The sequence below is a fragment of the Streptomyces sp. Tu6071 genome, from assembly GCF_000213055.1.
Classification (GTDB): Bacteria; Actinomycetota; Actinomycetes; order Streptomycetales; family Streptomycetaceae; genus Streptomyces; species Streptomyces evansiae.
Genome location: NZ_CM001165.1, coordinates 5,755,078 through 5,781,697, shown reverse-complemented (window position 1 = coordinate 5,781,697; position 26,620 = coordinate 5,755,078). Strand labels below are relative to the sequence as shown.

Here is a 26,620-nt window from a genome sequence, read left to right as displayed (position 1 = left end):
GGGGCGCTCGGCGTGGGGGCGGCTGCGGTGCTACGGCTGCGCGGCTACGGCTCGTACGAAGAACCCGAGCGCGTACGTAGCTCAGGCGCCCCAGCCGGCCTGTTCGCCGCCGACGCGTGCGGCCTCGATGCGCCTCTGCCAGCCGGAGGCGTGGTAGGCGGCGACGGGGTCGGGGGCGAGGCCCATCCCGGTGCGGACCTCGGCGAGCAGCGGGCGGACGTCGGTGTTGTAGGCGTCCATGAGCACGGCGTTGGCGGCGAGGACGTCGCCCGCGAGCTGCGCGGCCCTGAGCGCCTCCGTGTCCACGAGCAGCGCCTTGGCGGTCGCTTCCTGCACGTTCATGACCGAACGGATGACGGCCGGGATCTTCTGCTCGATGTTGTGGCACTGGTCGAGCATGAAGTTGACGTTGCGTTCCGCGTCCATCCCGCCGTTCCTGATCACCTCGTGCATGATCCGGAAGAGCTGGAAGGGATCGGCCGCGCCCACCATGAGGTCGTCGTCCGCGTAGAAGCGGGAGTTGAAGTCGAAGGCGCCGAGCCGCCCCTCGTGGAGCAGGGTCGCGACGATGAACTCGATGTTGGTGCCGGGGGCGTGGTGCCCGGTGTCCACGACGACCTGCGCCTTGGGGCCGAGCTTGAGGCAGTGGCGGAAGGCGGTGCCCCAGTCGGGGACGTCGGTCGTGTAGAAGGCGGGCTCGAAGAACTTGTACTCCAGGAGCAGCCGCTGCCCCTCGCCGAGCCGCGCGTACACCTCCGCGAGCGCGTCGGCGAGGCGCTCCTGACGGGCGACGATGTCGTCCTGGCCCGGGTAGTTGGTGCCGTCGGCGAACCAGAGCTTGAGGTCCCTGGAGCCGGTCGCGTCCATGATGTCGACGCACTCCAGGAGGTGCGCGACCGCCTTGCGGCGCACCCCGGCGTCGGGATGCGTCACGGAGCCGAGCCTGTACGCGTCGTCCTGGAACGTGTTCGAGTTGATCGCCCCGAGCACGAGCCCGCGCTTCGCGGCGTGCGCGCCGAGCGCGGCGTAGTCCTCGGCCTTGTCCCACGGGATGTGCAGCGAGACGCGCGGCGCGACCCCGGTGAACTCCTGCACCTGCGCCGCGTCGTCCAGCTTCTCGAACGGGTCCCTCGGCACCCCGGCCTGGGCGAACACCTTGAACCGCGTACCGGAGTTGCCGTACCCCCACGACGGGGTCTCGATCACCTGGCCCTTGAGCGTTTCCCTGACTGCGGAGACCGTGGACTGCGACGGCATGACTTCACCTCGACGACTTCATGGGTGCCTGAATCGTTTCAGACAGGGCCGAAGCTAATGGCGGTCGGCGAGGGGTGTCAAGCGTTCCGACGCGCGCTGAAAACGATTCAATCCGCCCGAACGGGACGGGGAACGGGCGGCCGTGCGGCCTTTTGCGAGGGGCGTCGCGGCGGGCGGGGCCGGGCGGGGAGGAGCAGAGGAACGGAGCGGCGGGGAGCGGCGGGGAGCGGCGGGGAGCGGCGGGGAACCGTACGGCCGGGCGTCGGGCGTGCGTCGAGCGTCGAGAAGGGCTCGTGGCCGTACTGGCCGACGCGGGGAAGCGGGCGGGACCGAACCGCCCGCGATCGAACCCGGCACCGGACCGCCTGGCACCGAACCGCTCAGCGTCGCACCGCCCCGCGCCTCACCGCCCGCCACCCAAGCACCCCGCGCCGCGCGGCCTCACATCCAGAAGCACCCCGCCGCCCAACCACCCCGCACCACGCGGCCTCGCACCCAAGCGCCCCACGCGGCGCGACCCCGCCACCCAAGCGCCCCGCACCGTACGACCCCGCGTCGAATCCCCCGCCCCCGCCGCCCCGTCGGCGTCAGCGTCCCGCCAGCGTGGACCTCCGGACCACCAGTTCCGGTTCCAGGACGACCTGGCGGTGGGTGTGGTCGACCCCGGAGGTCTCCTCCAGGAGGAGTTCGGCGGCCAGCGCGCCCATTCGGACGGCCGGCTGGCGGACGGAGGTGAGCGGGACGGCCGCCGCGGCGGCGAACTCGATGTCGTCGTAGCCGACGAGCGCCATCTCGTCGGGGACCGAGACCCCGGCCGCGTAGAGGGACTGGAGGACGCCGAGGGCGAGGAGGTCGTTGGCGCAGAAGACGGCGGTCGGGCGGTCGCCGAGGCCCAGGAGGCGGGCGCCCGCGTCGCGGCCGGCCGAGACGTCGAGGCGCTCGGTGGGGAGTTCGCGCAGCGCCCCGGGGGGCAGCCCCGCCTCGGCGAGCGCGTGGAGCGCGCCGGCGCGCCGGTTCCGTACCTGCTGGAGACCGGGCGGCCCCGACACGTACGCGAGGGAACGGTGCCCCGTCTCGATCAGGTGCCGAACCGCGAGCGCGGAGCCGAGGACGTCGTCGGTCGAGACCGAGCACTCCTCCGTCTCCGCGCCGACCCGGTCGACGAGCACGAAGGGGATGCGGTGGCGGCGGAAGGTCTCGATGTTGCGCGAGGAGGCGTCGGAGGGGGTGAGGAGCACGCCGCGCACTCGCTGCTCGGCGAAGAGCGAGAGGTACTCGGCCTCCTCGTCGGGGTCCTGCGCGCTGTTGCAGACCATGACGCCGAGCCCGGCGGCGCGGGCGGCCCGTTCGGCGCCGCGCGCGATGTCCACGAAGAAGGGGTTGCCCATGTCGAGCACGAGCAGGCCCATGATGCGCGACTCCCCGGCCCGTAGTTGGCGCGCGCTCTCGCTGCGGACGTAGCCGAGGCGTTCGATGACGCTCACGACGCGGACGCGGGTCTCCTCGGCGACCGTGCCGGGGCGGTTGAGCACGTTGGAGACCGTGCCGAGGGAGACTCCCGCCTCGCGCGCCACGTCCTTGATGCCGACCTTCTGGGCCTTCTGCGCCACGCGTCCGTCCTGTTCTCGTGCTGCTGTCCCCCGGAGCCCCCGCGACCCCCGCGCACCCTGGGGAAACCGGGGACGTCGGGGCCCCCGATGACCCGCGGTGAATCCCCAGGAAGCGTACGCGGCCCGCCCCTCCCCCGGCGCGGGTCCCGCACGGGCACCGACCCCGGCGGAACCCGCGCAGGACGACGACCGGGCGCCTGGACGAGAACGGCACGGAGGGCGAGGAGGCCACCTCCGGGAACACACCATCTCTTCACGCTTCCCGTACAACCAATCCACGACTCGGCTCGTCTGTCACGTGTCGGCCCGAAGCCGATCAGGGGGACGGGATGCGAACGGGACGGGAGCGGGAGGCCGGGAAGCCCGAGCGGCCGGCGGACACCCGAGGAGAGCAACGGGGCTGCCCAGCAGAGGACTTGCTCGCTCACGGGGCGGTCCTCCCGGGGGCCGGGACGGACTTCGGCGAAACACTCCCGCCACTCCCCGCCGCTTAGTACGATGAACCGTCTTTCACTCGTATGCCGGACATACCGCATACAAGCACTTTTTGCCGTTCTCCGGCACCCGCATGCCCTTTTCCGTGATCTTCGGAATCCTTCGGAACACTTCGGAGCACTACGTGCGCATTCGTTTCGCGGCCCCGGCCGTCCTCGCCGCCGCCGCCCTCGTGGGTCTCGCGGCCTCACCCTCGCAGGCCGCCGCCCACCAGAGCGGAATCCACATCGGGCTCGTCCAGTTCGACAGCCCCGGCAAGGACACCCGCAGCAACACCTCGCTCAACGGGGAGTGGGTGAACATCCACAACAACTCCAAGTCGGCGGTGCAGCTGAAGGGTTACAAGCTCAAGGACAACACCGGCTACACGTACACCTTCGGCAGCTACAAGATCGGCGCGGGCAAGACGGTCAAGGTCCGCACCGGCAAGGGCAAGAACGTGCCCGGGACGGTCTACTGGAACCGTGGTGCGTACGTGTGGAACAACACGGGCGACAAGGCACGGCTGTACACATCGAAGGGCGCGCTGCGCGACTCCTGCTCCTGGAAGACCGCGAAGAGCGGCCAGAAGAACTGCCACTGACGGACGAACCGGCAGGACCGGTACGGGTACGGGGCACCCTCCGCCCGAAGGCAGCGGCGCCCCGTACCCCGCCCCTAGGCCCTGTCGTCACATTCCCGTCGCCACCCGGAGGGCGGCCACGGGGCCCCCGGCCTTCGGCCGGGGGGCGTGCATGGCGTCACACGGCAGACGGAAATGCGACGAAAGGGCCTAGTACTCCGGCACCTCCACCTCCCCCGCCGCCACCTCGCGCATCTCCTCCGAGAGCGGCTTCTCACGCATCGCGAGAGCGGCGACCAGGGCGGCACCCATGAAGGGGAGGGCCCACAGGAAGACCGTGTGGAAGGCGGCGAGCGCCGCGCCGTGGGCGAGGGCGTGGGCGAGGATCGCGCCGAAGAGGGCGGCACCGACCGCCCCGCCGAGGCTCTTGAAGAAGTTGAGGGTGCCCGTCGCAGCGCCGAGGTCGTCGTACGCGGCGGCGTTCTGCCCGGCGAGCAGCGAGACCTGCACGAAGAGACCGAGACCGGCCCCCGCGACGACGAGCGGCGTGATGAGTCCGAACGGCGCGGTGTGCGCGTCCCATTGGGCGAGCCAGTACATCGCGCCGCCGGTCAGGAGCGAGCCGAGTACGGGGTAGATCTTGTAACGCCCGGTCTTCGCGATGAGCGGCCCGGAGACCATCGCGGCAGCGACGAGACCGAGCAGCAGCGGGATGACGTAGAGGCCGGCGCTGAAGGCCGTCGCGTGCTGGACGGTCTCCAGGAACATCGGGACGTAGAGCATGCCGACGAAGAGGACGAGCGTCGCGAGGAAGAACTGGAGTCCGGCCAGGTCGAAGACGGCCGAGCGGAAGAGCCGGGGCGGGGTGAGCGGTTCGGCCGCGCGGCGCTCGGCGCGCACGTACGCGAGCAGCGCGAGGACCGTCGCGGCGAGCAGGCCGAGAACGAGCGGGGAGGTCCAGGAGTAGGTGGTTCCGCCCCACGTCGTGACGAGCAGGGCCGTGGTGGTGAGGGCGGCGACGAGCGCGGCGCCCGCGTAGTCGACACGCCCGCGCGCGGCGGCGGGGCGGGGCAGGTGGAGCTTCGCGGCGACGGTGAACAGCGCGGCGACGCCGATCGGCAGGTTGATCCAGAAGATCCAGCGCCAGGAGAGTCCTTCGGCGAAGGCCCCGCCGAGGAGCGGCCCCGCGACGAGTGCGAGGGTCGCGACCACGCCGGTGAGCGCCTGCCAGGCGGCCCGGCGGCGCGCCGGGACGAGGTCCCCCGTGATCGCCTGCACGAGCGAGTTCAGGCCGCCACCGCCGATGCCCTGGAGGGCGCGGAAGGCGATGAGCGCGCCGATTCCCGGCGCGAGGCCGCACAGCAGCGAGCCGGCGAGGAAGACGGCGATGGAGAACTGGAAGACGCGCTTGCGCCCGTACATGTCGCCGAGCTTGCCGAGGATCAGGGTCGTGATCGCGCTGGTCAGCAGGTAAGCGGTGACGACCCACGAGGCACCCGACGCGGAATCGAGGTCGCGGCCGATGGTGGGCAGCGCGGCGGCCACGATCGTCTGGTCGAGGTTCGCGAGAAACAGCACAAGCATGAGCGGGACCATCAGCACGAGGAGTGTGCGCCGGGCGGGGGCACGGTCGGGCGTCGTCATGGAAAACCTCCGGTTCGGGACTCTCGAAAGGTAAGTCGTTCACCTTTTCGCGTCAAGCGGCAAGGTGAATGACTCACTTTTTCCTGGCACTCTCGAATTCCCCTCCCTGGAGAGCTACAGTGGGCTCATGCCAGCACTCCCCTCCCCCGCTCCCGGCCTCCGCGAGCGCAAGAAGCTCATGACGCGGCAGGCGATCCTGGACGCCGCCGAGGCGCTCTTCGCGCGGGACGGGTACGAGGGCGTCACCGTCGCGCAGATCGCCGATAGGGCGAACATCTCGGTGAAGACGCTCTTCACCTACTTCTCCTCGAAGGAGGACCTCGCCTTCGCGGGCGAGGACGACATGCGCGAGGAGCTCGTCCACGCGGTGACGGAGCGTCCGGCAGGCAGCACCCCGCTGGACGCCGTACGCGACTTCCTCAAGGACCTGGCCCGGCAGGGCGAGGGGGCGCGGGGCGTGGAGGAATTCCACATCGCGTTCGGCTCGGACCCGCACCTGCGGCCCCGGCTCCTCGTCATGTACGAGCGCTTCGAGGACGCCCTCACCACGGCGCTCGCCGCCGAGACCGGCGCCCCCGGGGCCGGGCAGAGCGCGCGCCTCGTCGCCGTCCAGCTCGTCGCCCTGCTCCGCCTCCTCACCGGGCCCGAGACCCGAGCGGCACTCGGCCTCGCCCACGACGCGGACGCTGCCGACAGCCCCGACGAGGTGCGCGAGCGTGTTCTCCTCGGCTGGATCGACGACGCCGCGGCCTTCCTGGCGGCGGGGATCGGGCAGTACGAGCCCAGGACGGCGGAGGCCTGACCGGCCCGGCGCACCACCCGCTTCCCACCACCCCCCGCGCTCCCGTACGCCCCGTCCCTCCGGCGCGGCGGAGGGACGGGGCGGGAATACCCCGCCCTCCCCCTCCCGTTGTCGTCACCATGACGACACCTGGCCCCACGCCTCCGGCCGCCCCCGCCCCGCGCATCAGCCGGTACGCGGCGTTCACCACCGACCCGCGCGCGGGCAACCCCGCCGGGGTCGTGCTCGACGCCTCGGGGCTGAGCGACGACGAGCAGCTCGGCATCGCCGCGCGGCTCGGGTACAGCGAGACGGCGTTCGTGCTCCCCGGCGGGGAGCCGCGCACGCACCGGGTGCGCTACTTCAGCCCGAAGGCCGAGGTGTCCTTCTGCGGACACGCGACGATCGCGACCGCCGTCGCGCTCGCGGAGCGGGAGGGGCCCGGCGAGTACGTGTTCTTCACCCCGGCCGGGCAGGTGCCCGTGGGGGTCGAGCGCGAGGACGGTGAGCTGCGCGCCACGCTGACGAGCGTCATGCCGCGTGTCGAGGACATCGCGCCCGACGACCTCGCCGAGGCCCTCGCCGCGCTCGACTGGCCCGCTGCGGACCTCGACCCCGAGTACCCGCCGCGCATCGCCTCGGCCGGGGCCAGGCACCTCGTGCTCGCGGCCGGTACCCGCGAGCGGCTCGCGGCGCTCGACTACGACTTCGAGCGGCTGCGCGCGCTCATGGAACGCCTCGGCCTGACGACCGTGCACCTCTTCTGGCACGACCCGGACACCGGCGTCTTCCACACGCGCGACCCCTTCCCCGTCGGCGGTGTCGTCGAGGACCCGGTGACGGGCGCGGCGTCGGCGGCGTTCGGCGCGTACCTGCGCTCGCTCGGCTTCGTGCGCGAGGACGCGCGGCTCACCTTCGTGCAGGGCGAGGACCTGGGGCGTCCCGGCACGGTCACGGTCACGCTGCGGGCGGGCGATCCCCGGGTACGGGTCGCGGGCACGGCCGTACGCATCCCGGCGGAGGCCGAGGACTGAGGACACCCGGGCGCCGGGACACCCGGGCGCGGTGGGAGCCGGACGCGTGCCCCCGGAGTGCGGTGCGGCGTGGGAGGCGTAGCCTCGTGATCACCGGGTCCCGGAGGCGTACGGCGGTGTGCGCGAGGCGCGCAGGAGCTGTCCCCGCGACACGGCTCCCCCTCCCTCGATCCCCCAAGGAGACAGCGTGAAGTGCCACAAAAGCCGCACGCACGGGCGTCGGCTCGACCTCGGGCTCCTCGCCCTGCGCCTCGGTACCGGCGGGGTGCTCGCCGCGCACGGTTCGCAGAAGCTCTTCGGCTGGTTCGGCGGCGGCGGGCTCGACGCCACGGGCCAGGCGTTCGAGTCGATGGGCTACGCGCCCGGCAAGCTCAACGCGCTCGCCGCCGGGCTCGGCGAGGCGGGCGGCGGCACGCTGCTCGCGCTGGGCCTCGCGACCCCGGCGGCGGGCGCCGCCGCCGCCGGGACGATGGCGGGCGCCGCCGCCGTCCACGCCCCCGGCGGTTTCTTCGCGCAGGGCGGCGGCTACGAGTACCCGGCCTTCCTGGGCCTCGCCGCGGCGGGCCTCGCGGTCACGGGTCCCGGCAGGTTCTCGCTCGACCACAAGCTCGGTCACGCCCTCAACCGCCACTGGATGGTCCCCGCCGCGCTCATCGGCGGCGCCGCGGCGGCCCTCACGGTCGTCGCGCAGCGCAACAAGCGGGTCCGGCAGGCCGCCCCGGCGGAGGCCGGGGAGAGCTGAGGCACGTACCGGTGCGGGGCTTCCCGTCCCGGCGGGTGGCCCCGCACCCGTACCCCGGGCGGAGCACTCGCGGGGGAGGAAAACCATTCGCCCCCGCCCGCCCCGCTCCGTACCGTCCGCTCCCATGACCTCCGCCGAGACGCAGCGAGACACCCCGGACGCCCCGCCCTCCGGGCTGCCCGCGCTCACCTTCCACAACCCGCTCTCCGAGGAACGCGCCGCGCGCATCGTGGCGCGCCTCGCAGCCGCGCGGCCCACGCGCGTGCTCGACGTCGGCTGCGGCTGGGCGGAGCTGATGCTGCGCGTCCTGGAGGCGGTGCCGCGGGCGCACGGGACCGGGATCGACCTGCGGGGCGAGGACCTGCTGCGGGCCGGGGAGCGGGCGCGCGAGCGCGGGCTCGACGCGCGGGTGCGGCTGTACGAGGAGTCAGCGCGCGGCACGGAGCGGGGACCGGCCGACGTCGTGCTGTGCGGCGGTTCGGGGCAGGCGCTCGCCGACCCTGAGGCGCCCGACTACCTGCCGAGGCTCTTCGCCGAGCTGCGGCGGCTCGTGAACCCGGGCGGCCGGGTGCTGCTCGGGGAGGGCTTCTTCACCCGTACCCCCGGCGCCGAGGAGCTGGCGCGGCTGTGGCCGGGCGCGGAGGCCGAGGACCATCCCTCGCTCGGCGCGCTCGTCGACGCGGCCGTGGCGGGCGGCTTCCGGCCACTGTGGACGGAGACGGCGAGCGCCTCCGAGTGGGAGGAGTTCGAGTCCGGGTACCGCGCGGCGGGCGAGGAATGGCTCGCGCTGCACCCCGGCCACCCCGAGGCGGACGCGGTACGGGAGCGGCTCGACGCGCAGCGCGCCTTCTGGCTCGACGGCCACCTGGGCCTGCTCGGCATCGCGTGGCTCACGCTCGTGCCGGTGGGGCGGGTGGGCTGAGGGCTCGACCGGCGGGCGTTGGACAATGGGCGGGTACGGGCACGCGCGACACCGGAGGCTCACGCCATGAGGCAGCAGAAGATCCCGGCCCTGGGCCGGGCGCTCAGGGCGCTCGGGGAACAGGGCGACGAACTCGGCGGCGACACGACCGAGGCGAAGCTCCACGAGATCGCCAAGGACCTGCGGCGCGCCCTCGACCTCCTGGAGGAGACCGTCGAGGGCCCCGAGCCGACGACGCGCTGCGCGGAGCACCCCTTCGGGCCCCGGGACGACAGCGCCCCCGATCTGTGCCTGCTGTGCGAGACGCGGCGGCGCGGGGGACGCAGGGCGGCCCGGCTGCCGGACGGCGAGCGGGAGTACCTGGTCGCGCCCTCGCGCTACGGCGAGCGCGACGAGCGCCCGCAGGCGCGCGAGCGCTGGATTCCGGAGATGTGGAACGGCCGTACGTGGCAGCTGTGCGGGACCCCGCGCCACGACCGCCGCGAGGCCGAGGCCTTCCTCGCCGCCGAGCGGCGCGGCCCGCACGCGGGCACGGCGTACCGGCTCGTGCAGGAGTTCACGGACTACGAGGTGGTACGGGGCTGGGGCAGCCCGGTGCGCAGGCTCCCCGACACGATGGGCGGGCGTGGCTGACGTCGCGGGCCTCGTGGCCCGGCTCCGCGCGGCGGGCTGCGTCTTCGCCGAGGACGAGGCGGAACTGCTGCTCGCGGCGGTGCCCGAGGACGCGGCGGGCCGGGAGGGGGCGCTGGACGCGCTGGTCGCGCGGCGCGTGGCCGGGGAGCCACTGGAGCACGTCGTGGGGCACGCGGTGTTCCACGGGCTGCGTATCGCGGTCGGGCCCGGGGTCTTCGTGCCGCGCAGGCGCAGCGAGTTCCTGGTGGCGCGGGCGCTCGACGGGGTGCGCGCGGAGGGCGCCGTGACGCTGCTCGATTTGTGCTGCGGCTCGGGTGCCCTCGGCCTCGCGCTGCGCACCGCGCTCGGCCCGCGCGCGACGCTCCACGCGGCGGACGTCGACCCCGGCGCGCTGCGCTGGGCGCGCCGCAACCTGGCCCCGGTGGGCGCGCACGTCCACGAGGGCGACCTCTACGCCCCGCTCCCGGCCGCGCTGCGCGGGCGCGTGGACGTCCTGACGGCGAACGTCCCGTACGTACCGAGCGAGGAGGTCCGCCTCCTCCCCGCCGAGGCCCGCGCCCACGAGCCCCTCGTCGCCCTGGACGGGGGCAGAGACGGCCTCGACCTGGTCCGCCGCGTGGCGGAGGAGGCCGCGACGTGGCTCGCCCCGGGCGGCCGTCTCCTGGTCGAAAGCGGCGAACGCCAGGCACCGGAGGTCGCGGGGATCTTCACGGCGGCGGCCCTCCACGCGGAGATCGCCCACGAGGAGGAGGGATGGGCGACGGTGGTGACGGGGACGCGCCCGCACACCTCACCCTCCGGCCCCTCACCCTCCGGCCCCTCACCCTCCAGCCCCTCACCCTCCGACGCTTCGCCCTCCAGCCCCTCCGGCGTTTGAGGAGCGGGGTATGGGGCAGCGCCCCATGAATCAGCCCCTCCGGCGCTTGAGGAGCGGGGCCCGGGGCGGAGCCCCGAATCCGGGGCCCGGGGCGGAGCCCCGCGACGGCATCCCCGCCCGACCTGCTCCGTACGACTGACGCCCGCCGTGTCCACCCCGTCCCCGGCGCCCCCGGCGCCTACCGTGCCGCCCGTGGAGCTACCCGAAGACCTGATCACCCTTCAGCAGGCGGCCGACGAAGAGGGCCGCAGGATCGAGCACCTGGACGGTGAGGAGCAGAACGCGCAGCGGCGCGTGTGGTTCAACGCCGCCGCCGAGGTGCACATGGCGGTGACCGACTGGGCCCGTGAGCAGGGCCTGAATCGCTACGACGTGGAGAAGGAGCTGCGGCAGCGCGTGCGGCACGTCCCGCACGGCTGACGGGGCGGGGGTGGGCGCGCGGCGCGCGGGTAGGGTTCTGGCCGCGTGCGCCGCAGCGCCCGTCGCGTTCCCGAGAGAGGCCGCCCCATGACCGAACCCGCTGCCGCCGGCCCCGCGCGGAGCCTCGTCCCGCCGCCGGACTCCGTCCGCGCGCGGATTCCCGCCGGGGTCCCCGTGTACGTGCGGGGCGAGCGGTTCGAGGGCGAGTACCCGCCGCTCGCCCCCGAGGCGGCGCGCGGCCGGATGCTGCGGGTGACCGAGGCCGGCGAGGAGGTCCTCGCGCGCCGCTGCGCCGGGGCGACCGTCTTCGGCACCCCCGAACTGGCGCAGCTCGTCGCCGACATGTTCCTGACGATGTACCTCGCCGAGGGCGCGGGGCTCGCCGCCAACCAGGTCGACGTGGACCTGCGGCTCTTCGTCTACGACTGCTTCGACGACGAGGGCGCCCGGCACGTCGGCCACGTCCTCAACCCGGTGATCGACGAGGCCGCGTCGGGCCGCGCCCTCGTCGACGACGTCGAGGGCTGTCTCTCGGTGCCCGGCGCGCAGCACGAACTGCCCCGCGCGGACCGCACGGTGGTGCGCGGCGTGGACCTGGACGGGCGCCCGGTGACGATCGAGGGCACGGGCTACTTCGCCCGCTGCCTCCAGCACGAGACGGACCACCTGAACGGCATCCTCTACGTCGACCGGCTCGCCCGGCGGGCCCGTCGCACGGTCCTCACCGACATGGCCGAGGCCCGCGCCACCGTCCTCGCCGAGCGCCGGGCGCGGGCGGCGGCGATGGGCGTGGAGGATCTGAGCGGGGAGCGGTAGGGCGGGGGCGGGATGCGCCCGGCGGGGGCGCGCGGCCCGGTACGGGGGCGCGCGGCGAAACCCCGTACCCCTCAGTCCTCCCCGCGCTCCCGCACCTCTCCGCACCCCGCGCACACCCATGCCTCGCGCTGGAGCCACATCGTGCGGCGGCAGCGCGGGCAGCCCGTGGTGCGGATGCCGTCGGGACCCATGAGGGGCGGGTCGGGCGTGTCGGTGGCGTAGGCGATGAGCCCGTCCCTGTCGTCCTCGGGAGCGGCCATCCGCAGCAGGCGGGCGGCGCGGCTGCGGGCCTCGTCGGCGAAGTCACTCGTGTCGTGGGCGCTCATGTCCTGGGAGAGAGTACGGGGCGGGCTCCGGTTCCCGTACGCACGAGGCCGCCCGCTCGCGAAGGTGTTCCCCTCGTGACCGGGCGGCCCACGTCCCTCGCCGTGCCGTCAGGCGTGCGCGCCCTCGCCCGCCGCCTCGCGGCCCGCCGGGGCCTGGGCGGCCGACTCGCGCACCACCCTGCCCGCACGGTCCGCGCGCGGGCGCAGGAGCACGAAGGCGAGCACGGCGGCGATGAAGGTGAGCGCCGCCGAGATCGTCAGGCACAGGCGCATGCCGTCGAGGAAGGCGTCGCCGACCGCGCCGTAGACCTGCCCCGCGCGGGCGCCGAGCGGCACCGAGCCGACCGCGCCGAGGCCGCCGCCGTCGACCGCGTGCGTGAGCCGGTCCGCGAGGGGGCCGTCCACGCCCTTGCCCGCGAGCTTGTCCGGCAGCGCGGAGGCCGCGCGGCTGGTGAGGAGCGCGCCGAGCACGGCCGGGCCGAGCGCGCCGCCGACCTGCCGGAAGGCGTTGTTGCCCGCGGCGGCCATCCCGGCGAGCGGGTGCGGCACGGAGGCGACGGCCGTCGCGGTCATCGGCGTCGTGACCATGCCCATGCCGAGGCCGAGCAGGACCAGCCGCCACGACAGGGTGCCGAAGGAGCTGTCCGCCTCGGCGCCGAGCAGCGTGAGCAGCGCCGCCGTCACGAGGAGCAGACCGACCGTGATCAGGAGGCGCGGCGCGATCTTGTGCATGAGGCGGCCCACGACGCCGCTGACGATCAGCGCGGCCCCGGTGACGAGGATCATCCGCCAGGCGGTGTCGAGCGTGTCGAGGTGCTGGACCATGCCGAAGTAGAGGCTCAGCACGAAGAAGAAGCCGATCATGCCGAGGAACATGACCATGGCGACGAGCGTCGTGGCGGTGAAGCCGGGGCTGCGGAAGAGCTTGAGGTCGAGCATGGGGTGCTCGGCGCGGCGCTCGACCACGACGAAGAGGACGCCGCTGACGACGGCGACCGCGAGCGCGACGACGACCCGGGCGTCCGTGAAGGAGCCCGCGCCGCCCTCGATGACGCCGTAGACGAGGCCGGTGATGGCGAGCATCGCGGTGATCTGGCCCGGCCAGTCGAGGCGGCTCGTGCGCGGCGCGCGCGACTCGGGCAACAGCTTCGCCGAGACGGCGAAGGCGAGGAGCGCGACGGGTATCGGGACGAGGAAGATCCAGCGCCAGGACGCGTGCGCGAGGATCGTGCCGGAGACGATGCCGCCGAGCGCGAGCGCGCCCATGAGGCACATCGCCCAGAAGCCGATGAACTTGCCGCGCTCGCGGTGGTCGGGCACGGCGTGGCTGATGAGCGCGAGCGTCGTGGGCAGCAGGGCGGCGGCGCCGAGCCCGGAGAGGGCCTGGCCGGTCCAGAGCTGGCCGACCGAGTGCGCGGTCAGCGAGGTCGCCGCGCCCGCGGCGGAGAGCAGGAGCCCGGTCAGGTAGACCTTCTTGCGGCCGTGGACGTCGCCGAAGACACCGGCGGTGAGGATGAAGGCGGCCATCGGCAGCACGAAGGCGTCCGAGACCCAGGAGAGTTGCGAGGTCGTCGTGGAGAGTGCCGACTGGATCGCGGTCAGGCTCACCGAGACGCTCGTCACCGGCAGATAGGCGACGAAGACCCCGAGGCAGGCCATGAACAGCGTCACCCCGCGATGGGGCTCGACTGCTGCGGGCGGTGACTGGGACAAGGGAACTCCTTCGAAGCGCCGGGAGGTTCCGGCGCGTGGGACGGGCGGAGTCGTGGGCGGTGCGGCAGGTCCGGCCGTACGGGCCGGGCGGGCGGCCGATGGCGGCCGTTCGTCCGGGCGTACGAGCGGGCCGGACGGCGCCTTCGCCGGCCGGCGGGACGGGTTGGGGTCCCCGTCGCGTACGCGGTACGTACGCACTCGGGGCCGGACGGCGCTCCGGGGCCTGGGCCGGGGTGGCGTGAGCCGGGTGGCCGGGGCCGGGGTGGCTCCGGCCGGGTGGCTCGGCCGGTGGCTTTGGGTGGCCCGGGAGCGCGCCGTGAACCGTCCGCGAATCCTCCGGAAGTCTCCGCCGGAACTGCGAATTCCACCAAGCCGGAGCGGATGAAGCGCCGGAAACATCTACAGTCTGCCGGGCGGTGCGATGCTTTCTCCATGGCCGACACCCTGGACAGTCATATCCTCCACGCCCTGCACGTGGCGCCTCGCGCGCCGTTCCGGCTGGTCGGCGAGGTGGTGGGAGCCTCCGAGCAGACGGTGGCGCGCCGCTTCCGGGCGATGCGCCGGGCTGGCACGGTACGGGTCGTGGGGCTCGTGAACCCGGCGGTGCACGGCCTCGCGACGAGCGTCGTACGGATCTCGCTGCGGCCCGACCGGCTCGACGCGCTCGCCGAGGCGGTGACCCGGCTGCCCGAGGTCTCCTTCGCGAACATCACCTTCGGCGGCTCGGAGATCGTCTGCTCCCTGGAGACTCCGCACGACGGACGCGTCTCCGACGTGCTGCGGCGGCTCGCCAGGTTCCCCGGCGTCCTCGGGGTCGACGCGCGCATGATGCTGCACCCCTACTCGCCGCCGGGCGCGGACTGGGGCCATCTCGGGCCCTCGCTCCCCGAGGAGGCGGTGGCCAGGCTCCGGGAACGGCACCCGCGTCCGGTGCCGGTGGGTCCGCCCGTCGAGCCGCGCCCCGAGGACGCGCCGTTGCTCGCGGTGCTCGCCGAGGACGGCAGGGCCAGTCAGGCCACGCTCGCCGAGCGCACCGGCTGGACACCGGGCCGCATCGCCCGCCGTATCGAGACCCTGGAACGGGCCGGGACGCTCTTCTACGACGTGGACCTCGTCCCCGAACGCCTCGGCTACCCGTTCAGCGCGGCCCTGTGGCTGCGGACGACGCCCGCGCTGCTCGACGAGACCGGCACGGCGGTGGCCGCGCTGCCCCGGATCGTCTTCGCCGCCGCGACCAGCGGCGAGCAGAACCTCATGGCCATCGCGATGTGCACCGACGCCGCCGACTTCTACGACTTCCTGAGCCGGAGCCTCGCACGTGTCCCCGGCATCACGGGCTACAGCGTGAGCGTGCGCCTGAGCACGCTGAAGCAGGCGGCGTCACTGGTGCACCGGGGCCGACTGGTGGCACCGGCACCGGCACCGAGGCGGTGAGGAGGGCGGAGCACCCCGGCGCTCGCGTTGAGGCGGTGAGGGGTACGGAGCACCCCGGCGCTCGCGCCGAGGCGGTGCGCGGGCGGGCGTGCCCCTCGCGCCCGCCCCGCTCCCCCGTCCTCCCGGACAGCGGCCCGCGAGGAGGATCACCTCGGCCCCTTCCGGGCGGCGGCCCGGGAGGGCTCTCAGACAGCCGCCGGTACCCGCGTCGCCCGCTCCCGCGCGCCCGCGCGGCTCGCGCCCCGTGCGCGCCGGTCGGCCGCGAGGAGGAGGACGACACCGAGGAGGACCCAGGCCCCGAGCACCGCGAGGGGACCGGCCGCGTGGGCGCCGTCGAAGAAGCCGTTGGCGCGCAGCAGGCTCCCGGAGGCGCCGGGCGGGAGCAACTGCCCGAAGGTGGACCAGCCGTCGGGCAGCCAGCGCGGGCCCGTCTGGAGACCGGAGAGCGGGTTGCCGAGGAACATCATGAGGGCCGCCCCCGCGCCGAGACCCCCGAAGCCGACGAGCGCCTCCAGGCCGATGAAGGTGAGCGAGAGCGCCGCCATGCCGAGGCTCATGCCGAGCGAGGTGAGGGCGTACGAGCCGTCGAGCGAGCCCGTCCCGTACTGGAGCAGCGCGGTGACGGCGAAACCGGCGAGGAGCGAGAAGAGCACGGCCCCGGTGAGGCGGACGCGCAGCCCGGCGTGGCCGGGGAAGAGGCGGGTGAGGATGATCGCGGGGAACATCCCGCCGAAGATCATCGGCAGCGCGGCGGCGGAGAACCCGGAGCCGCGCGGGTCGTCGGCGGTGAAGGGGACGAGTTCGTGGACGGTGGCCTTGGCGTGCTGCTCGGCCGCCAGCCCGTTGCCCAGCGCGGTGAGCGCGTTGGTCGCCATCGGGGCGCCCGCGGTCGCGGTGTATATCCCGGGCCCGTCAGCGGCGAGGACGAGGCCGCCGGAGACGTCGCCGTCCTCGATGTCGGCGGTGAGGGCCGCCTTGTCCGCGTAGACCGTGACCTTCCACTCGTCGGAGGGGAGCTTCCGGGCGAGGGCCTCGGTCGCCGCGTGCGGACCGCTGACGCCGATCGGGACCTCGTGCGGGCCGCCGTGCACGCTGGGCAGCGCGAAGGCGCAGAGCATGAGCGTGACCACGGCGGTCAGGCCGAGCAGGACCACCGTGAGCTTGCGGACCGTGCCGGAGGGCCGCGCGGGCGGGCCTCCCCCGGGCGCGGTCCCTGCGGCGGAGGCGGGCTGATCGGTCATGACGACTCCTCCCGCCCGCCGGGCACGCCGGTCGGGACGGTGTGGGAAGGAAGGGACAGAATGCGCACGAGCTAAGGACGGACGAGACCGGCGGAACGAGACCGGCGGGCAGGGGAGAACAGGGGCGACACGGGACGGCGACGCCGCCGCACCACCCCCTGACACCCGATTACAGAGTACCCTTATCCCTGTGTCAAACCTCAGCGATTCCGTCCCCGCGCGTTCCCCTCTCGAAGAGATCGTGCGGGCCGCTCTGCACACCGCCGCGGATCGCGGCGTCCCCGTGGCCGAAGTGCCCCTGCTCGCCGTGGCCGAGGCGGCCGGCATCTCGCGCAGCACCCTCATGCGCCGCCTCGGCGGCACCCGCCGCACCCTCGACGAGGCGGTGCGCGCCGCGGGCGTCGACCCCGGCGGCCAGGAGCCGGTCCGGGTCCGCGCGGCCACGGCGGCGGCCGAGCTGATCAGCGCCGAGGGCCTCGCCGCGACCACACTGGAGCGGGTCGCCGAACGCGCCGAGTGCTCCGTCCACAGCCTGTACGCGGCCTTCGGCGGGCGGGACGAGCTCCTCTACGAGGTCTACGAGCGCTACAGCCCGATACTCGACGTCGAAGCGCTGCTCGCGGGCCCGCGCCAGGGCCTCCGGGACACGGTCCGCGCGATCTACCGCGCGATGGTCAACGCCTTCGACAACGAGCCGCGCGTCCTGCCCGCGATCATCGCCGACGCCTTCGCCCGCCCCACCGACCCCGCCGTCCAGGCGATGTACGGGCGCATGTTCCCGCGCATCCTCGGCGCGAGCGGTCGCTGGCTCAGCGAGGAGGCCGCCGCGGGACGCATCCGGGATCTCCCCCTCTTCCTCCTGCTCCAGCAGCTCACGGGCCCCCTCTTCTCCCACTTCCTCCTCCGCCCGGCGGCCCCCGCCATCCCGGGCGCGGAGAACCTCCCCACCCCCGAGGAGGCCATCGAGATCTTCACCGACACCTTCGTCCGCGCGGTGGCGCTCCCGGGCGCGGAGGACGCGACGGGAGAGGAGGCGGCCGGGGAGAGCACCTGAACGCACACCGCCTGCCCGCACAGGACCGGCGGGAAGCCGAGGTCTCCCGCAACTCGCGGAACAGGGCCGGGCCTTCACCCCCTCGGCCGCGACGAACGCGGCGTCACGTTCCGAGCGGGCCGTGCGGGCCTTGCGGGCCTTCCCGGCAGGGTGCCCGCGATGACCACGTGGCGGCTGCGGGAGTCCGGGCTCGCGGGGTGACGCCCGAGGACGAGCCCGCCTCACCGGTCCTCCGCCTGAGCGGATTCAAGACGGCCACGGGGCCGCCGTCCGCTCCCGGCGGCGGTCAGACCCCGTGATACGCCCTCCCCCGAGGGGGCCGACCCGGCGGACAAGCGCCGCATCCTGCTGACGGATTCGGCCGGTGGCGCAGTGGGGCCGCGAAGCCTCTCCAAGAGGGGGAGCCGCCCGGGCCCTTTCGGGCGGAGCCCGGAGGGCGGCAGACGAGTCGGGCTGTACGCCGGGTTCTGTTCCTCGGGGGCCTTGCGGCGTGCCGAGGCGACGGCCATCCATCTAGGGCCGGTGTTGCCACCGGCCTCGTGCGGTCTACCCGCGGACTCGGGCGGGCAGCCCTCGAACGTCCGCGCAGGAACACCGGGGTGTTCCCTTTTGACCTTGCTCCGGGTGGGGTTTACCTAGCTGCCCGAGTCGCCTCGGGCACTGGTGGTCTCTTACACCACCGTTTCACCCTTACCGGGGGCCGAAGCCTCCGGCGGTCTGTTTTCTGTGGCACTGTCCCGCGGGTCACCCCGGGTGGCTGTTGGCCATCACCCTGCCCTGTGGAGCCCGGACGTTCCTCGGGGGTCCCCGAAGGGGCCCACGCGGCCGTCCGCCCGGCTCGTCTGCCGTGCGGTCATGGTACCGGGCGGGCGAGGGCCGGCGCGCCGCGCTCCCAGGCGCCGTCCAGGTCGGCGTGCGAGGGGAAGCGGCGTCCAGTCTCAGCAGCGGCGGGGGGCGGTACGGGCCGTCCCCTCGGCCGCACGACAGGGCGAGGAGGCGGGTACGCGCCCGGCGCCGAAAGCGTGCGCCGCGAGGAGCGCGATCGGGCGGGCGGGGACGGGCCAACGGCGTCGGTCGTCAAGGCTTCTGGCGTTAGCCATCGCGGCCCCGGTCGCGATTACCCTGGTCCGGGGCCCGTTTCCGGTCGCCCCGCGCGTTCGTGAGCGAGGAGAGACACCGTGCTGGTACTGCTGCCGCCGTCCGAGGGGAAGGCCGCCGGGGGCGAGGGGTCCCCGCTCGCGCTCGGCGGTCTTGCGCTGCCGGGGCTCACGGCCGCGCGGGAGCGGGTGCTCGACGAACTCGTCACGCTGTGCGCGGGCGACGAGGAGAAGGCGCGCGAGGTGCTCGGGCTCAGCGAGGGGCTGCGCGGCGAGGTCGCGAAGAACGCGGCGCTGTACGAGGCGGGGGCGCGGCCCGCCGGGGAGATCTACACCGGCGTCCTCTACGACGCGCTCGGCCTCGCCACGCTCGACGCCGCCGCACGCGACCGGGCCGCGCGCTCGCTGCTCGTCTTCTCGGGCCTCTGGGGCGCGCTCGGCACGGCGGACCGCATCCCCTCCTACCGCTGCGCGATGGGCGTGAAGCTCCCCGGTCTCGGGGCGCTCGGCGCGTACTGGCGGCCCTTCATGGCCGAGGTGCTGCCGGAGGCGGCGGGCGAGGGGCCCGTCCTCGACCTGCGCTCGGCCGCCTATGCCGCCGCGTGGAAGCCGAAGGGCGCGCTCGCCGAGCGCACCGTGACCGTGCGGGTGCTGCACGCGCGGATGGTCGGCGGGGTCGAGAAGCGCTCGGTCGTGAGCCACTTCAACAAGGCGACGAAGGGGCGGCTCGTACGGGACCTGCTCGCGCACGACGTACGGGCCGCCTCGCCCGCCGAACTCGTCGCCGCGCTGCGGGACCTGGGGCACACGGTGGAGACGGCGGGGCCCGGCGGCAGGGGGAAGCCGTGGGCGCTCGACGTCGTGGTCACGGACGTGCACTGAGCCGCCCGACAGGTGAGGTCGTTGCGCCCTGCGCAACGCGCTTTGCGCAGGGTGCGCCGCGCGAGGCACGATGACCGCATGACAGACTCGCCCGTCCCCGCCCAGGCCGCTTCCGAGGCCCCCGCCTCCGTGCTCGACCTCGCCCCCGTGCTCCCCGTCGTCGTGATCGACGACCTCGCCGACGCCGTTCCGCTCGCGCGCGCCCTCGTGGCCGGGGGGCTGCCCGCGATCGAGGTGACGCTGCGGACGCCCGTCGCGCTCGACGCGATGGCGGCGATAGCGGCCGAGGTGCCCGACGCGGTCGTGGGCGCGGGGACGGTCATCTCGGCGGCGAACGTGGACGCGGCGGTACGGGCGGGGGCGCGGTTCCTCGTCAGCCCGGGGTGGACGCCCGCGCTGCTCGCCGCGATGAAGTCCTCCGGGGTGCCCTTCCTGCCCGGCGTCTCGACGACGTCGGAGGTCGTGGCCCTCCTTGAGGCGGGCGTGCGCGAGATGAAGTTCTTCCCGGCGCAGGCGGCGGGCGGCGCCCCGTACCTCAAGTCCCTCGCGAGCCCGCTGCCGCAGGCGCGGTTCTGCCCGACCGGGGGCGTGAGCCCGAAGAACGCGCCCGACTACCTCGCGCTGCCCAACGTCGGCTGCGTGGGGGGCTCGTGGATGCTCCCCGCCGACGCGGTGAAGGCGAAGGACTGGGACCGGGTCGAGGCGCTGGCCCGCGAGGCGGCGACGCTGCGCTGAGGCGGGAGGGGGACGGAAGCGAGCCGCGGGGGCGGAAGCGACCGGCGGGGCGGGAGCGTTCTGTCCCGGCCTGGCCAAGCGGCGTGCGCTACGGCCCGTGAGGCGCCGATGCGTGCCGCGCCGAATCCGCTCGGGCACGCGGCGAGTCCGCCGGGCGCTCGCACATGGCGCGCTCCACCGGCGGGGGCTGCCCGGCCGAACTCACGGCGGGTGCCCAGGCCGTCGGCGTAAGAGACCACGGCCCGTACGCCCTCGCTCCCCGGCCCACGAAAGCACGACGCCGCGCCCGGCCACCGGGGCGTCCAACAGCCGCGCGAGGCCCGGCGCCGCCCCGAAAGTCCCCAGGGAGTCCCCAGGGAGTCCCCCGCAAACCGCTTCCCGGCGCCCCTCCCCCGGCACTCAGCCCGGCGGGAGGTGCGCCGTGGTGTTCAGGTACCGCACCGTCGTGTTGCCGTCGCCCCACACCGCCAGCGCCGAGAGCGAGGCCGGGGCGAGGTCCATGCGGAAGAGTGCCGTGTGCGGGGCGCCGAGCGCGAGGCGCAGCAGTGTCTTGAGCGGGGTCACGTGCGAGACGAGCAGCACGGTGCGGCCCCGGTGCGCGGCGAGGAGCCGGTCGCGGGCCGCCGCGACGCGGACCGCGACGTCCGCGAAGCTCTCGCCGCCCGGAGGGGCCGCCCCTGGGCCGGCGAGCCAGGCGGCGAAGGCGTCGGGGTCCTGGGCGCGGGCCTCGGTGAAGGTCAGGCCCTCCCACGTACCGAAGTCGGTCTCGCGCAGGTCCGCGTCGACCGCGTACGGCAGCCCGAGCGCCGCCGCCGTCTCGCGGCAGCGGCGCAGGGGCGAGGAGACGACGGCGTCCACCGGCGTGCCGCGCAGGTACGTCGCGACCGCCGCCGCCTGTGCCCGGCCCGCCTCCGCGAGCGGCGGGTCCTCGCGTGCGCCGCTGCCGGAGAAGCGGCCGTGCGCGGTGAGCGCCGTCGCGCCGTGGCGGAGCAGGACGAAGGTCGTGGGCGGCCCGAGGTCGGGGGGCGGGGACGCGGTGGCCGTACGGTCGCCGGAGGCCGCGCCCCCCGCGCTCACAGGCCCGATTCGGAGGTGCGGACCAGGATGCGCCCGCAGTTCTCGCAGCGGACGACGGCGTCGGGCTTGGCGGCCTTGACCTCGTTCGCCTCGGTGATGTTCAGCTCCAGTCGGCAGCCCTCGCAGCGGCGCTGGTGGAGACGCGCCGCGCCGACGCCGCCGCGCTGGGCGCGCAGCTTCTCGTAGAGGGCGAGGAGGCTGTCGGGGACGGAGCCCGCGACGACCGCGCGCTCCTTGGCGACGGTCGCCGTCTCGGCGTCGATCTCGGAGGCGGCGGCGTCGCGGCGCTCGGTGACCTCGGCGACACGGGTCTCGACGGAGCCGAGGCGCTCGGTCAGCTCGGCCACGCGCGACTGCGCGGACTCGCGGCGCTCCATGATCTCCAGGACCACGTCCTCCAGGTCGCCCTGGCGCTTGGCGAGCGAGGCGATCTCGCGCTGGAGGTTCTCCAGGTCCTTCGGCGAGGTGACCGCGCCCGAGTCGAGGCGCTGCTGGTCGCGGGTCGCCCGGGTGCGGACCTGGTCGACGTCCTGCTCGGCCTTGGTCTGCTCGCGGGCGGTGTCGCCCTCCTCGGCGCGGGCCGCGACGAGCAGGTCGCGCAGCCCGGTGGCGTCCTTGCCCAGACCGGTCAGTTCGGCGTGCTCGGGCAGCGACTCCTTGCGGTGCGCGAGCTGGCCGAGACGGGTGTCGAGGGCCTGGAGGTCGAGCAGGCGGACCTGGTCTGCGGGTGCGGCGTTCAGTTGGGGGCTCCTGTGGAATCGAAGTGTGCGGACCAGGGGTCGGTGACCGTCTTCGAGACGTGCACCCGCAGCTCCCAGCCGTGGCGGTCGGAGATCTCGTCGAGCTGTGCGGCGGCCTGCTCGCACCAGGGCCACTCGGTGGCCCAGTGCGCGGCGTCGATGAGGCCGAGCGGGCCGTGCTCGGTGGCTTCGGAGGCCGGGTGGTGGCGCAGATCGGCGGTGAGGAAGGCGTCGGCGCCCGTGGCCCGTACGGCGTCGAAGAGGCTGTCGCCCGCTCCGCCGCTCACGACGACCTTGCGGACCGGCGCCTCGGGGTCGCCCGCGAGGCGGATGCCCTGCGCGGTCGCGGGCAGGGCGCGCGCGGCGGCTTCCGCGAGGGCGCCGAGGGTCAGCGGGCGGGTGGGCTCGCAGACACGGCCGAGGCCGCGGCGGCCCTCGGGGTCGCTGGTGTCGGGCACGAGCGGGCCGAGGACGCGCAGGCCGAGCGCGCCCGCGAGGGCGTCGCTGACGCCGGGGTCGGCGCTGTCGGCGTTGGTGTGCGCGACGTGCAGGGCGATGTCGTGCTTGATGAGGTCGTGCACGACGCGGCCCTTGAAGGTCGCCGCCGAGACGGTGGTGGTGCCGCGCAGGTAGAGCGGGTGGTGCGTGACGAGGAGGTCGGCGCCGAGGCGGACCGCCTCCTCGGCGATCTCGTGGACGGGGTCCACGGCGAACAGCACGCGCCGGACCTCGGCCCCGGGATCACCGACGACGGTCCCGACGGCGTCCCAGGACTCGGCGCGGTGCGCGGGCCAGAGGGCGTCGAGGGCGGCGGTGACTTCGGAGAGGCGGGGCACGGGGGCAAGGTTACCGGGAGCGGGCGGGGTTCCTCCGGGGCGGTACGGGGAGCGGGCCGGAGACCCGGTGCCGAGCACAAGGTGTCCCGGATGTCAGGCGATTCGCCGGTTCGCCACCCGTTGGGGTGAAGTCGGGGGTCCTGGGCTGTCATGGGGGCACCTGAAAACTAGCTTCGTCGCCGGAGGTGACGCAGCGATGACGGTCAGTGAGACCGCGTGGCCGCAGGGTGAGGGTCCCGGATTCGTGGTGGCGGCGGACGGTTCGTACGCCGCGAGGATCGTGCCGCCCGGCGGGCCCGACGAGGGCGGAACGGCGGGGCGGCACGTGGAGCGGTGGACGCTCGGCGGGCCGGAGCCCTTCGCCGTACCGCTGCCCGTGGCGCGCCCCGAGCCCGCGGGCACCGAGGCACAGCCCCTGCCGGACGGCCGGGTCCTCGTGCACCGGCCCGAAGGGCCCATGCACTACTTCTCCCTGCTCTACCCGAGCGGGCCCGACACGGGCGAGCAGCCGCTCGGCGCCGTCGAGCACGTACGCGCCGACGGCTCGCCGGGACCGCTGCGGCTGCTCCCGCCGAGCCCGGTGCCGGGGCGCGTGTACGCGCTCGCCCCCGGCCTGCACTCGACGGCCGTGTGGCTCGTCGCGGGCGGGGCCTTCGGGCCCGAGCACCTCGCGGAGATCCCGGGGCGGTGCGCGGGCGGCGTGTGGCTGGACCGCGAGGCGCGGATGCTCGCGGTGGACCGTACGGACGAGAACGGCGTGACGAAGGCCGTCGCCGTCGACCTCGAACGCGCGGGCGAGGTCTCGCCGCTGCTCCAGATCTCCGAGCGCAGCGACGACCGGCTGCTGAGCGCCGACGTGGACAGCGGGCTGCTCCTCATCCGCTCGAACGCGCTGGGGCAGGACCGGCTCGCGTGGGGGGTGCTCGGCAGCGCGCTGCCCGTGCGCTTCCCCGAGTGCCTGGAGCTGTCCGAGGCACGCCTCACGCCCTTCGCCGTGCAGCCGGGCCAGGACCTGCTGCCCGAGCACAGCGCGGTCGCCTTCCGCGTGGACGGCCCGGTGGGCGGGAGCTGGATCGGCGTGTGGCGCCCCGTGGGCCGCCGCCTCCACCAGCTCCCCGCGCCGCGCGGCTGGCTCGCGGGCGGCGGCCTGTGGACGCGGGACGGCGTGCTGCGGCTGCCGTACGCGGAGGGGACGGGCCCGTGCGGGCTCGCGAGAGTGACGTGGCCCTCGGGCTCCGAGACCGGCGAGGTGGTTCTCGCGGCCTCGTCGGCGGGCGGTCCCGCGAGCCCGCGCGACGGTCGCGGCGACCGTGACGGCGGCGGTACGGGGGCGCCCGGCGCGGGCCGCGAGGACGCGCGGCCCGGGGCGGCCGAGGGGGGCGCGCCGGAGACCGCGGCGCCCGTCCGCTCCGTACCGGGCCCGCGCCCCGCCTCCGCGCCGCCCGCTCCCCCGGCGCCCGTCGCGCCCCCCGCCCCGCCCGTCGAGCACTATCGCGGCGCGGACCTGGAGGACTCCGCCACCCGGCCGCTCCCCCGCGTCACGCCGGGGCACCCCCGCCCCGAGGCCGCGGAGCCGCGAGAGCGGCACGGTGCCGGGGAGCAACGGCCCGGCCAGCAGCCGCAGCCGACACGCCCCGCACCACCGCAGGAGCACCACGCGCAGCGGCCACAGCCGGTACAGCCCATCCCACCGCACGAGCACCCCGCACAGGGAACACAGCCCGCCGCACTGGACGAGCACCCCGCACGACCGGCACCACCCACCGCACCCCCCGCCCCGCACGAGCACCCCCAGCCGACACAACCCGCCCCGCGCGACGAGTACGCCCGGCCCGCCGCGCCACAGGAGCAGTTCGCCCGGCCCACCCCGGCCGCCGCGCCGCACGAGCAGCGCGGGCACCCGGCGCAGGCGGCGGGGCAGGCACCGCCCCCCTCGCCCGAGCAGACCGGCCCCCACGCCCACCCCGCTCCCCACGCCCACCCCGCTCCGCACCCGCAACCGCCGACCGCGCCACCCCCACCGCCCGCCGCCCCCGAGGTCGTCCGCGCGCCCGAACCCCCGCAGGCCACCGGCGCTTTCTCCGTCATGGCCGTCTCCGGGTTCTCCGGGGTCGCGGGGCCCTCGACGCTCGCCGGGGGGCTCGGCTCGGCGGGAGCGGCCATAAGGGCGGGGCTCGTGGTGACGCGCGGCGCCGTGTCCGTACCGCTGCCCGTGCCCGCCGACGAGCCCGCGGCGGCCCGGAACCTGCCGGACTCCGACGCCGTGCCCTCCGGGATCACCTGGACCACGCCGCCGCCGTCGGGCGAGGCCGCGACCCGCCCCGTACCCCTGCGCGATTCGCCTCTCCACGGCTGAACTCCACCCGGACCCCCCGAACATGTGTCTGACGTGACATGAGAAAATCCCGGGGTAGTTGTTGCGCACGTGAACGAGTACTACGGGGTGACGTTCCGTTGACCGAGATCAGCAAGCAGGGGGCCGCCGAAGCGCCGTCCGTCCCGAACGGGGACGCGGGGGGACCGGGGCGGCACCGGGGGAACGCGGCGGGCGCCAAAGAGGCCGGGGAGACCCGGCCCGGCGGACGCCACCGCAAGCCCGGGGCCGAGCAGGCCGACCACGCCGAGTTCTTCGAGGACGAGCGGGCCGCGGCCTAGCCGTTCAGGGGGAGACACCAGCAGGACGGGCGGGGCCCGGGGACGCGGATCAGCGTCACCGGGCCCCGCCCCCGTTCGTCACGCCTCCCACTCCAGGACCGCGTCCGCGAGCACGAGCCGCCCCGTGTCCGGCACGACGGCCTCCGCGCGCGCCTCCCGCTCGCCCGTCCGCCACACCGTCAGCTCCAGCGTCTCGCCCGGGAAGACGACGCCCGAGAAGCGGGCCGCGTACCGGCTCACGGGCTCGGGCCGCCCGTCGAGGAGGGTGTCGACGAGGACGCGCAGGGCCGTCCCGTACGTGCACAGCCCCTGGAGCACCGGGCGCGGGAAACCGGCGCGCGCCGCCTCGGCGGGGTCGGCGTGCAGCGGGTTCATGTCGCCGCTGAGGCGGTAGAGCAGGGCGGCGTCCTCGCGCAGCGGGACGCGGTGGACGGCGGCCGGGGGGCCTTCGGGGCGCGGGGGCCTGGGCAGCGCGGGACCGCGTGCGCCCCCGAAGCCGCCGGCGCCGCGCGCGAAGAGGAGCCGCCGCGCGGTCCACAGCGGGCCCTCCGCGTCGGCCGCCTCGGTGCGGAAGCCGAGGACGGCGGCCGAGCCCTTGTCGTGGACATCCGTGACGGCGGTACGGGCGCGGGCGGAGCCCTCGGCCGGGAGCGGGCGGTGCAGGATCAACTCCTGCGTCCCGTGCAGCACTTGGGTGCGGTCGACACTCTCCGCGCCAGGGGTGTCCAGAGCGCTCAGGACGTCCTGGCCGCCCGCGACGACGGCGAAGGAGGGGAGGACGCGGAGGCGGGACTCCAGGGTCCAGTGCGGGCGGGACGGCGGGGCTCCGACGCCCAGGTGGTAGAGCAGGACGTCCCTGTGCGACCAGGTCAGGGTGCGGACGCGGGGTGGCGCTGCCAGGAGGCGGGCGGGATCGAGCGGCATGGGGCCCGATTGTGACGCACGCGCCGCACACGCCGTCTCAGGGGGCGCACGCTCCGTGCGGCCCGTGCCCCTCCCGCTTCCACCGGGGCCGCCGGTTTCCCCTTCGTACGAGA

The 26,620-nt window shown here is 75.0% G+C and carries 24 protein-coding genes, 1 other RNA gene and 1 pseudogene; 15 read left to right on the top strand and 11 right to left on the bottom strand.

Annotated features, from left to right (window positions below):
* Positions 1 to 81: 81 nt before the first annotated feature.
* Together rhaI and STTU_RS24400 are read right to left on the bottom strand one after the other, a co-directional pair.
* Positions 82 to 1,257, bottom strand: a complete 1,176-nt coding sequence (gene rhaI, locus STTU_RS24405) for an L-rhamnose isomerase (RefSeq protein WP_007827787.1) — start codon at positions 1,255 to 1,257, stop codon at positions 82 to 84.
* A 587-nt stretch (positions 1,258 to 1,844) separates the two neighbouring features.
* Complete coding sequence (locus STTU_RS24400; protein ID WP_007827785.1) at positions 1,845 to 2,867, bottom strand: LacI family DNA-binding transcriptional regulator; 1,023 nt, start codon at positions 2,865 to 2,867, stop codon at positions 1,845 to 1,847.
* 619 nt (positions 2,868 to 3,486) lie between these two features.
* Here STTU_RS24400 and STTU_RS24395 point away from each other — a divergent pair.
* Entirely contained in the window at positions 3,487 to 3,945 is a 459-nt protein-coding gene (locus STTU_RS24395; protein ID WP_007827783.1) for a lamin tail domain-containing protein, read from the top strand.
* A 189-nt stretch (positions 3,946 to 4,134) separates the two neighbouring features.
* On the opposite strand, the gene STTU_RS24390 is transcribed toward STTU_RS24395, so the two are convergent.
* Positions 4,135 to 5,568 (bottom strand): MDR family MFS transporter, encoded by a 1,434-nt coding sequence (locus tag STTU_RS24390; protein ID WP_007827781.1) that lies wholly within the window; start codon positions 5,566 to 5,568, stop codon positions 4,135 to 4,137.
* A 127-nt stretch (positions 5,569 to 5,695) separates the two neighbouring features.
* On the opposite strand from STTU_RS24390, the gene STTU_RS24385 reads away from it, so the two are divergent.
* The 8 genes from STTU_RS24385 (at position 5,696) to def (ending at position 11,793) form a co-directional block, all read left to right on the top strand.
* The gene (locus STTU_RS24385; RefSeq protein ID WP_007827780.1) at positions 5,696 to 6,370 is read left to right on the top strand and encodes a TetR/AcrR family transcriptional regulator; all 675 of its coding nucleotides are present in this window, start codon (positions 5,696 to 5,698) and stop codon (positions 6,368 to 6,370) included.
* Between the two features lie 119 nt (positions 6,371 to 6,489).
* Complete coding sequence (locus STTU_RS24380; protein ID WP_007827779.1) at positions 6,490 to 7,383, top strand: PhzF family phenazine biosynthesis protein; 894 nt, start codon at positions 6,490 to 6,492, stop codon at positions 7,381 to 7,383.
* Between the two features lie 187 nt (positions 7,384 to 7,570).
* On the top strand, positions 7,571 to 8,125 hold the full coding sequence (locus STTU_RS24375; RefSeq protein ID WP_007827778.1) for a DoxX family protein: 555 nt from the start codon (positions 7,571 to 7,573) through the stop codon (positions 8,123 to 8,125).
* A gap of 124 nt (positions 8,126 to 8,249) precedes the next feature.
* Positions 8,250 to 9,047, top strand: a complete 798-nt coding sequence (locus tag STTU_RS24370; protein WP_007827777.1) for an SAM-dependent methyltransferase — start codon at positions 8,250 to 8,252, stop codon at positions 9,045 to 9,047.
* A 66-nt stretch (positions 9,048 to 9,113) separates the two neighbouring features.
* Complete coding sequence (locus STTU_RS24365) at positions 9,114 to 9,680, top strand: hypothetical protein (RefSeq protein ID WP_007827776.1); 567 nt, start codon at positions 9,114 to 9,116, stop codon at positions 9,678 to 9,680.
* Positions 9,673 to 10,557, top strand: a complete 885-nt coding sequence (locus STTU_RS24360) for a putative protein N(5)-glutamine methyltransferase (protein WP_078519037.1) — start codon at positions 9,673 to 9,675, stop codon at positions 10,555 to 10,557. The genes STTU_RS24365 and STTU_RS24360 overlap by 8 nt, the downstream gene beginning before the upstream one ends.
* 192 nt (positions 10,558 to 10,749) lie before the next feature.
* On the top strand, positions 10,750 to 10,977 hold the full coding sequence (locus STTU_RS24355) for a hypothetical protein (protein WP_010274866.1): 228 nt from the start codon (positions 10,750 to 10,752) through the stop codon (positions 10,975 to 10,977).
* An 87-nt stretch (positions 10,978 to 11,064) separates the two neighbouring features.
* Complete coding sequence (def, locus tag STTU_RS24350; protein WP_078519036.1) at positions 11,065 to 11,793, top strand: peptide deformylase; 729 nt, start codon at positions 11,065 to 11,067, stop codon at positions 11,791 to 11,793.
* 71 nt (positions 11,794 to 11,864) lie between these two features.
* Here the strand turns inward: def and STTU_RS24345 are convergent, their stop codons facing one another.
* Positions 11,865 to 12,119 carry a hypothetical protein gene (locus tag STTU_RS24345; protein ID WP_007827772.1) on the bottom strand — a complete coding sequence of 85 codons (255 nt, stop codon included), beginning with the start codon at positions 12,117 to 12,119 and terminating at the stop codon, positions 11,865 to 11,867.
* A 108-nt stretch (positions 12,120 to 12,227) separates the two neighbouring features.
* On the bottom strand, positions 12,228 to 13,790 hold the full coding sequence (locus tag STTU_RS24340) for an MFS transporter (RefSeq protein WP_007827770.1): 1,563 nt from the start codon (positions 13,788 to 13,790) through the stop codon (positions 12,228 to 12,230).
* A gap of 474 nt (positions 13,791 to 14,264) precedes the next feature.
* Between STTU_RS24340 and STTU_RS24335 the strand changes: the two genes are divergently transcribed.
* The gene (locus STTU_RS24335; RefSeq protein ID WP_007827767.1) at positions 14,265 to 15,266 is read left to right on the top strand and encodes an Lrp/AsnC family transcriptional regulator; all 1,002 of its coding nucleotides are present in this window, start codon (positions 14,265 to 14,267) and stop codon (positions 15,264 to 15,266) included.
* Positions 15,267 to 15,451: 185 nt separating this feature from the next.
* Here the strand turns inward: STTU_RS24335 and STTU_RS24330 are convergent, their stop codons facing one another.
* Positions 15,452 to 16,507 (bottom strand): hypothetical protein, encoded by a 1,056-nt coding sequence (locus STTU_RS24330; protein WP_007827766.1) that lies wholly within the window; start codon positions 16,505 to 16,507, stop codon positions 15,452 to 15,454.
* A gap of 190 nt (positions 16,508 to 16,697) precedes the next feature.
* On the opposite strand from STTU_RS24330, the gene STTU_RS24325 reads away from it, so the two are divergent.
* The gene (locus tag STTU_RS24325; protein ID WP_052862413.1) at positions 16,698 to 17,561 is read left to right on the top strand and encodes a TetR/AcrR family transcriptional regulator; all 864 of its coding nucleotides are present in this window, start codon (positions 16,698 to 16,700) and stop codon (positions 17,559 to 17,561) included.
* Between the two features lie 440 nt (positions 17,562 to 18,001).
* On the opposite strand, the gene rnpB is transcribed toward STTU_RS24325, so the two are convergent.
* An RNA gene (gene rnpB, locus STTU_RS32310) (RNase P RNA component class A) lies at positions 18,002 to 18,402 on the bottom strand.
* Between the two features lie 337 nt (positions 18,403 to 18,739).
* Between rnpB and yaaA the strand changes: the two genes are divergently transcribed.
* Both yaaA and eda read left to right on the top strand, forming a co-directional pair.
* The gene (gene yaaA, locus STTU_RS24320) at positions 18,740 to 19,540 is read left to right on the top strand and encodes a peroxide stress protein YaaA (RefSeq protein ID WP_007827759.1); all 801 of its coding nucleotides are present in this window, start codon (positions 18,740 to 18,742) and stop codon (positions 19,538 to 19,540) included.
* Positions 19,541 to 19,618: 78 nt separating this feature from the next.
* Complete coding sequence (eda, locus tag STTU_RS24315) at positions 19,619 to 20,275, top strand: bifunctional 4-hydroxy-2-oxoglutarate aldolase/2-dehydro-3-deoxy-phosphogluconate aldolase (RefSeq protein WP_007827757.1); 657 nt, start codon at positions 19,619 to 19,621, stop codon at positions 20,273 to 20,275.
* Positions 20,276 to 20,674: 399 nt separating this feature from the next.
* Here eda and STTU_RS24310 read toward each other — a convergent pair.
* From STTU_RS24310 to STTU_RS24300, 3 genes and pseudogenes are all read right to left on the bottom strand, one after another.
* Positions 20,675 to 21,310, bottom strand: a pseudogene (locus STTU_RS24310) (histidine phosphatase family protein); the annotation flags it as partial.
* 38 nt (positions 21,311 to 21,348) lie between these two features.
* Complete coding sequence (locus STTU_RS24305; RefSeq protein WP_199785088.1) at positions 21,349 to 22,092, bottom strand: zinc ribbon domain-containing protein; 744 nt, start codon at positions 22,090 to 22,092, stop codon at positions 21,349 to 21,351.
* On the bottom strand, positions 22,089 to 22,928 hold the full coding sequence (locus STTU_RS24300) for a Nif3-like dinuclear metal center hexameric protein (protein WP_010274892.1): 840 nt from the start codon (positions 22,926 to 22,928) through the stop codon (positions 22,089 to 22,091). Before STTU_RS24300 ends, STTU_RS24305 begins: the two co-directional genes overlap by 4 nt.
* Positions 22,929 to 23,124: 196 nt before the next feature.
* Here STTU_RS24300 and STTU_RS36230 point away from each other — a divergent pair, with 196 nt between their 5' ends.
* Both STTU_RS36230 and STTU_RS24290 read left to right on the top strand, forming a co-directional pair.
* Complete coding sequence (locus STTU_RS36230) at positions 23,125 to 25,284, top strand: hypothetical protein (protein ID WP_007827739.1); 2,160 nt, start codon at positions 23,125 to 23,127, stop codon at positions 25,282 to 25,284.
* A gap of 98 nt (positions 25,285 to 25,382) precedes the next feature.
* A complete protein-coding gene (locus STTU_RS24290; RefSeq protein WP_043256188.1) occupies positions 25,383 to 25,583 on the top strand; it encodes a hypothetical protein in 201 nt (66 codons plus the stop codon).
* 78 nt (positions 25,584 to 25,661) lie between these two features.
* On the opposite strand, the gene STTU_RS24285 is transcribed toward STTU_RS24290, so the two are convergent.
* A complete protein-coding gene (locus STTU_RS24285; protein ID WP_007827737.1) occupies positions 25,662 to 26,507 on the bottom strand; it encodes a MaoC/PaaZ C-terminal domain-containing protein in 846 nt (281 codons plus the stop codon).
* Between the last annotated feature and the right edge of the window lie 113 nt (positions 26,508 to 26,620).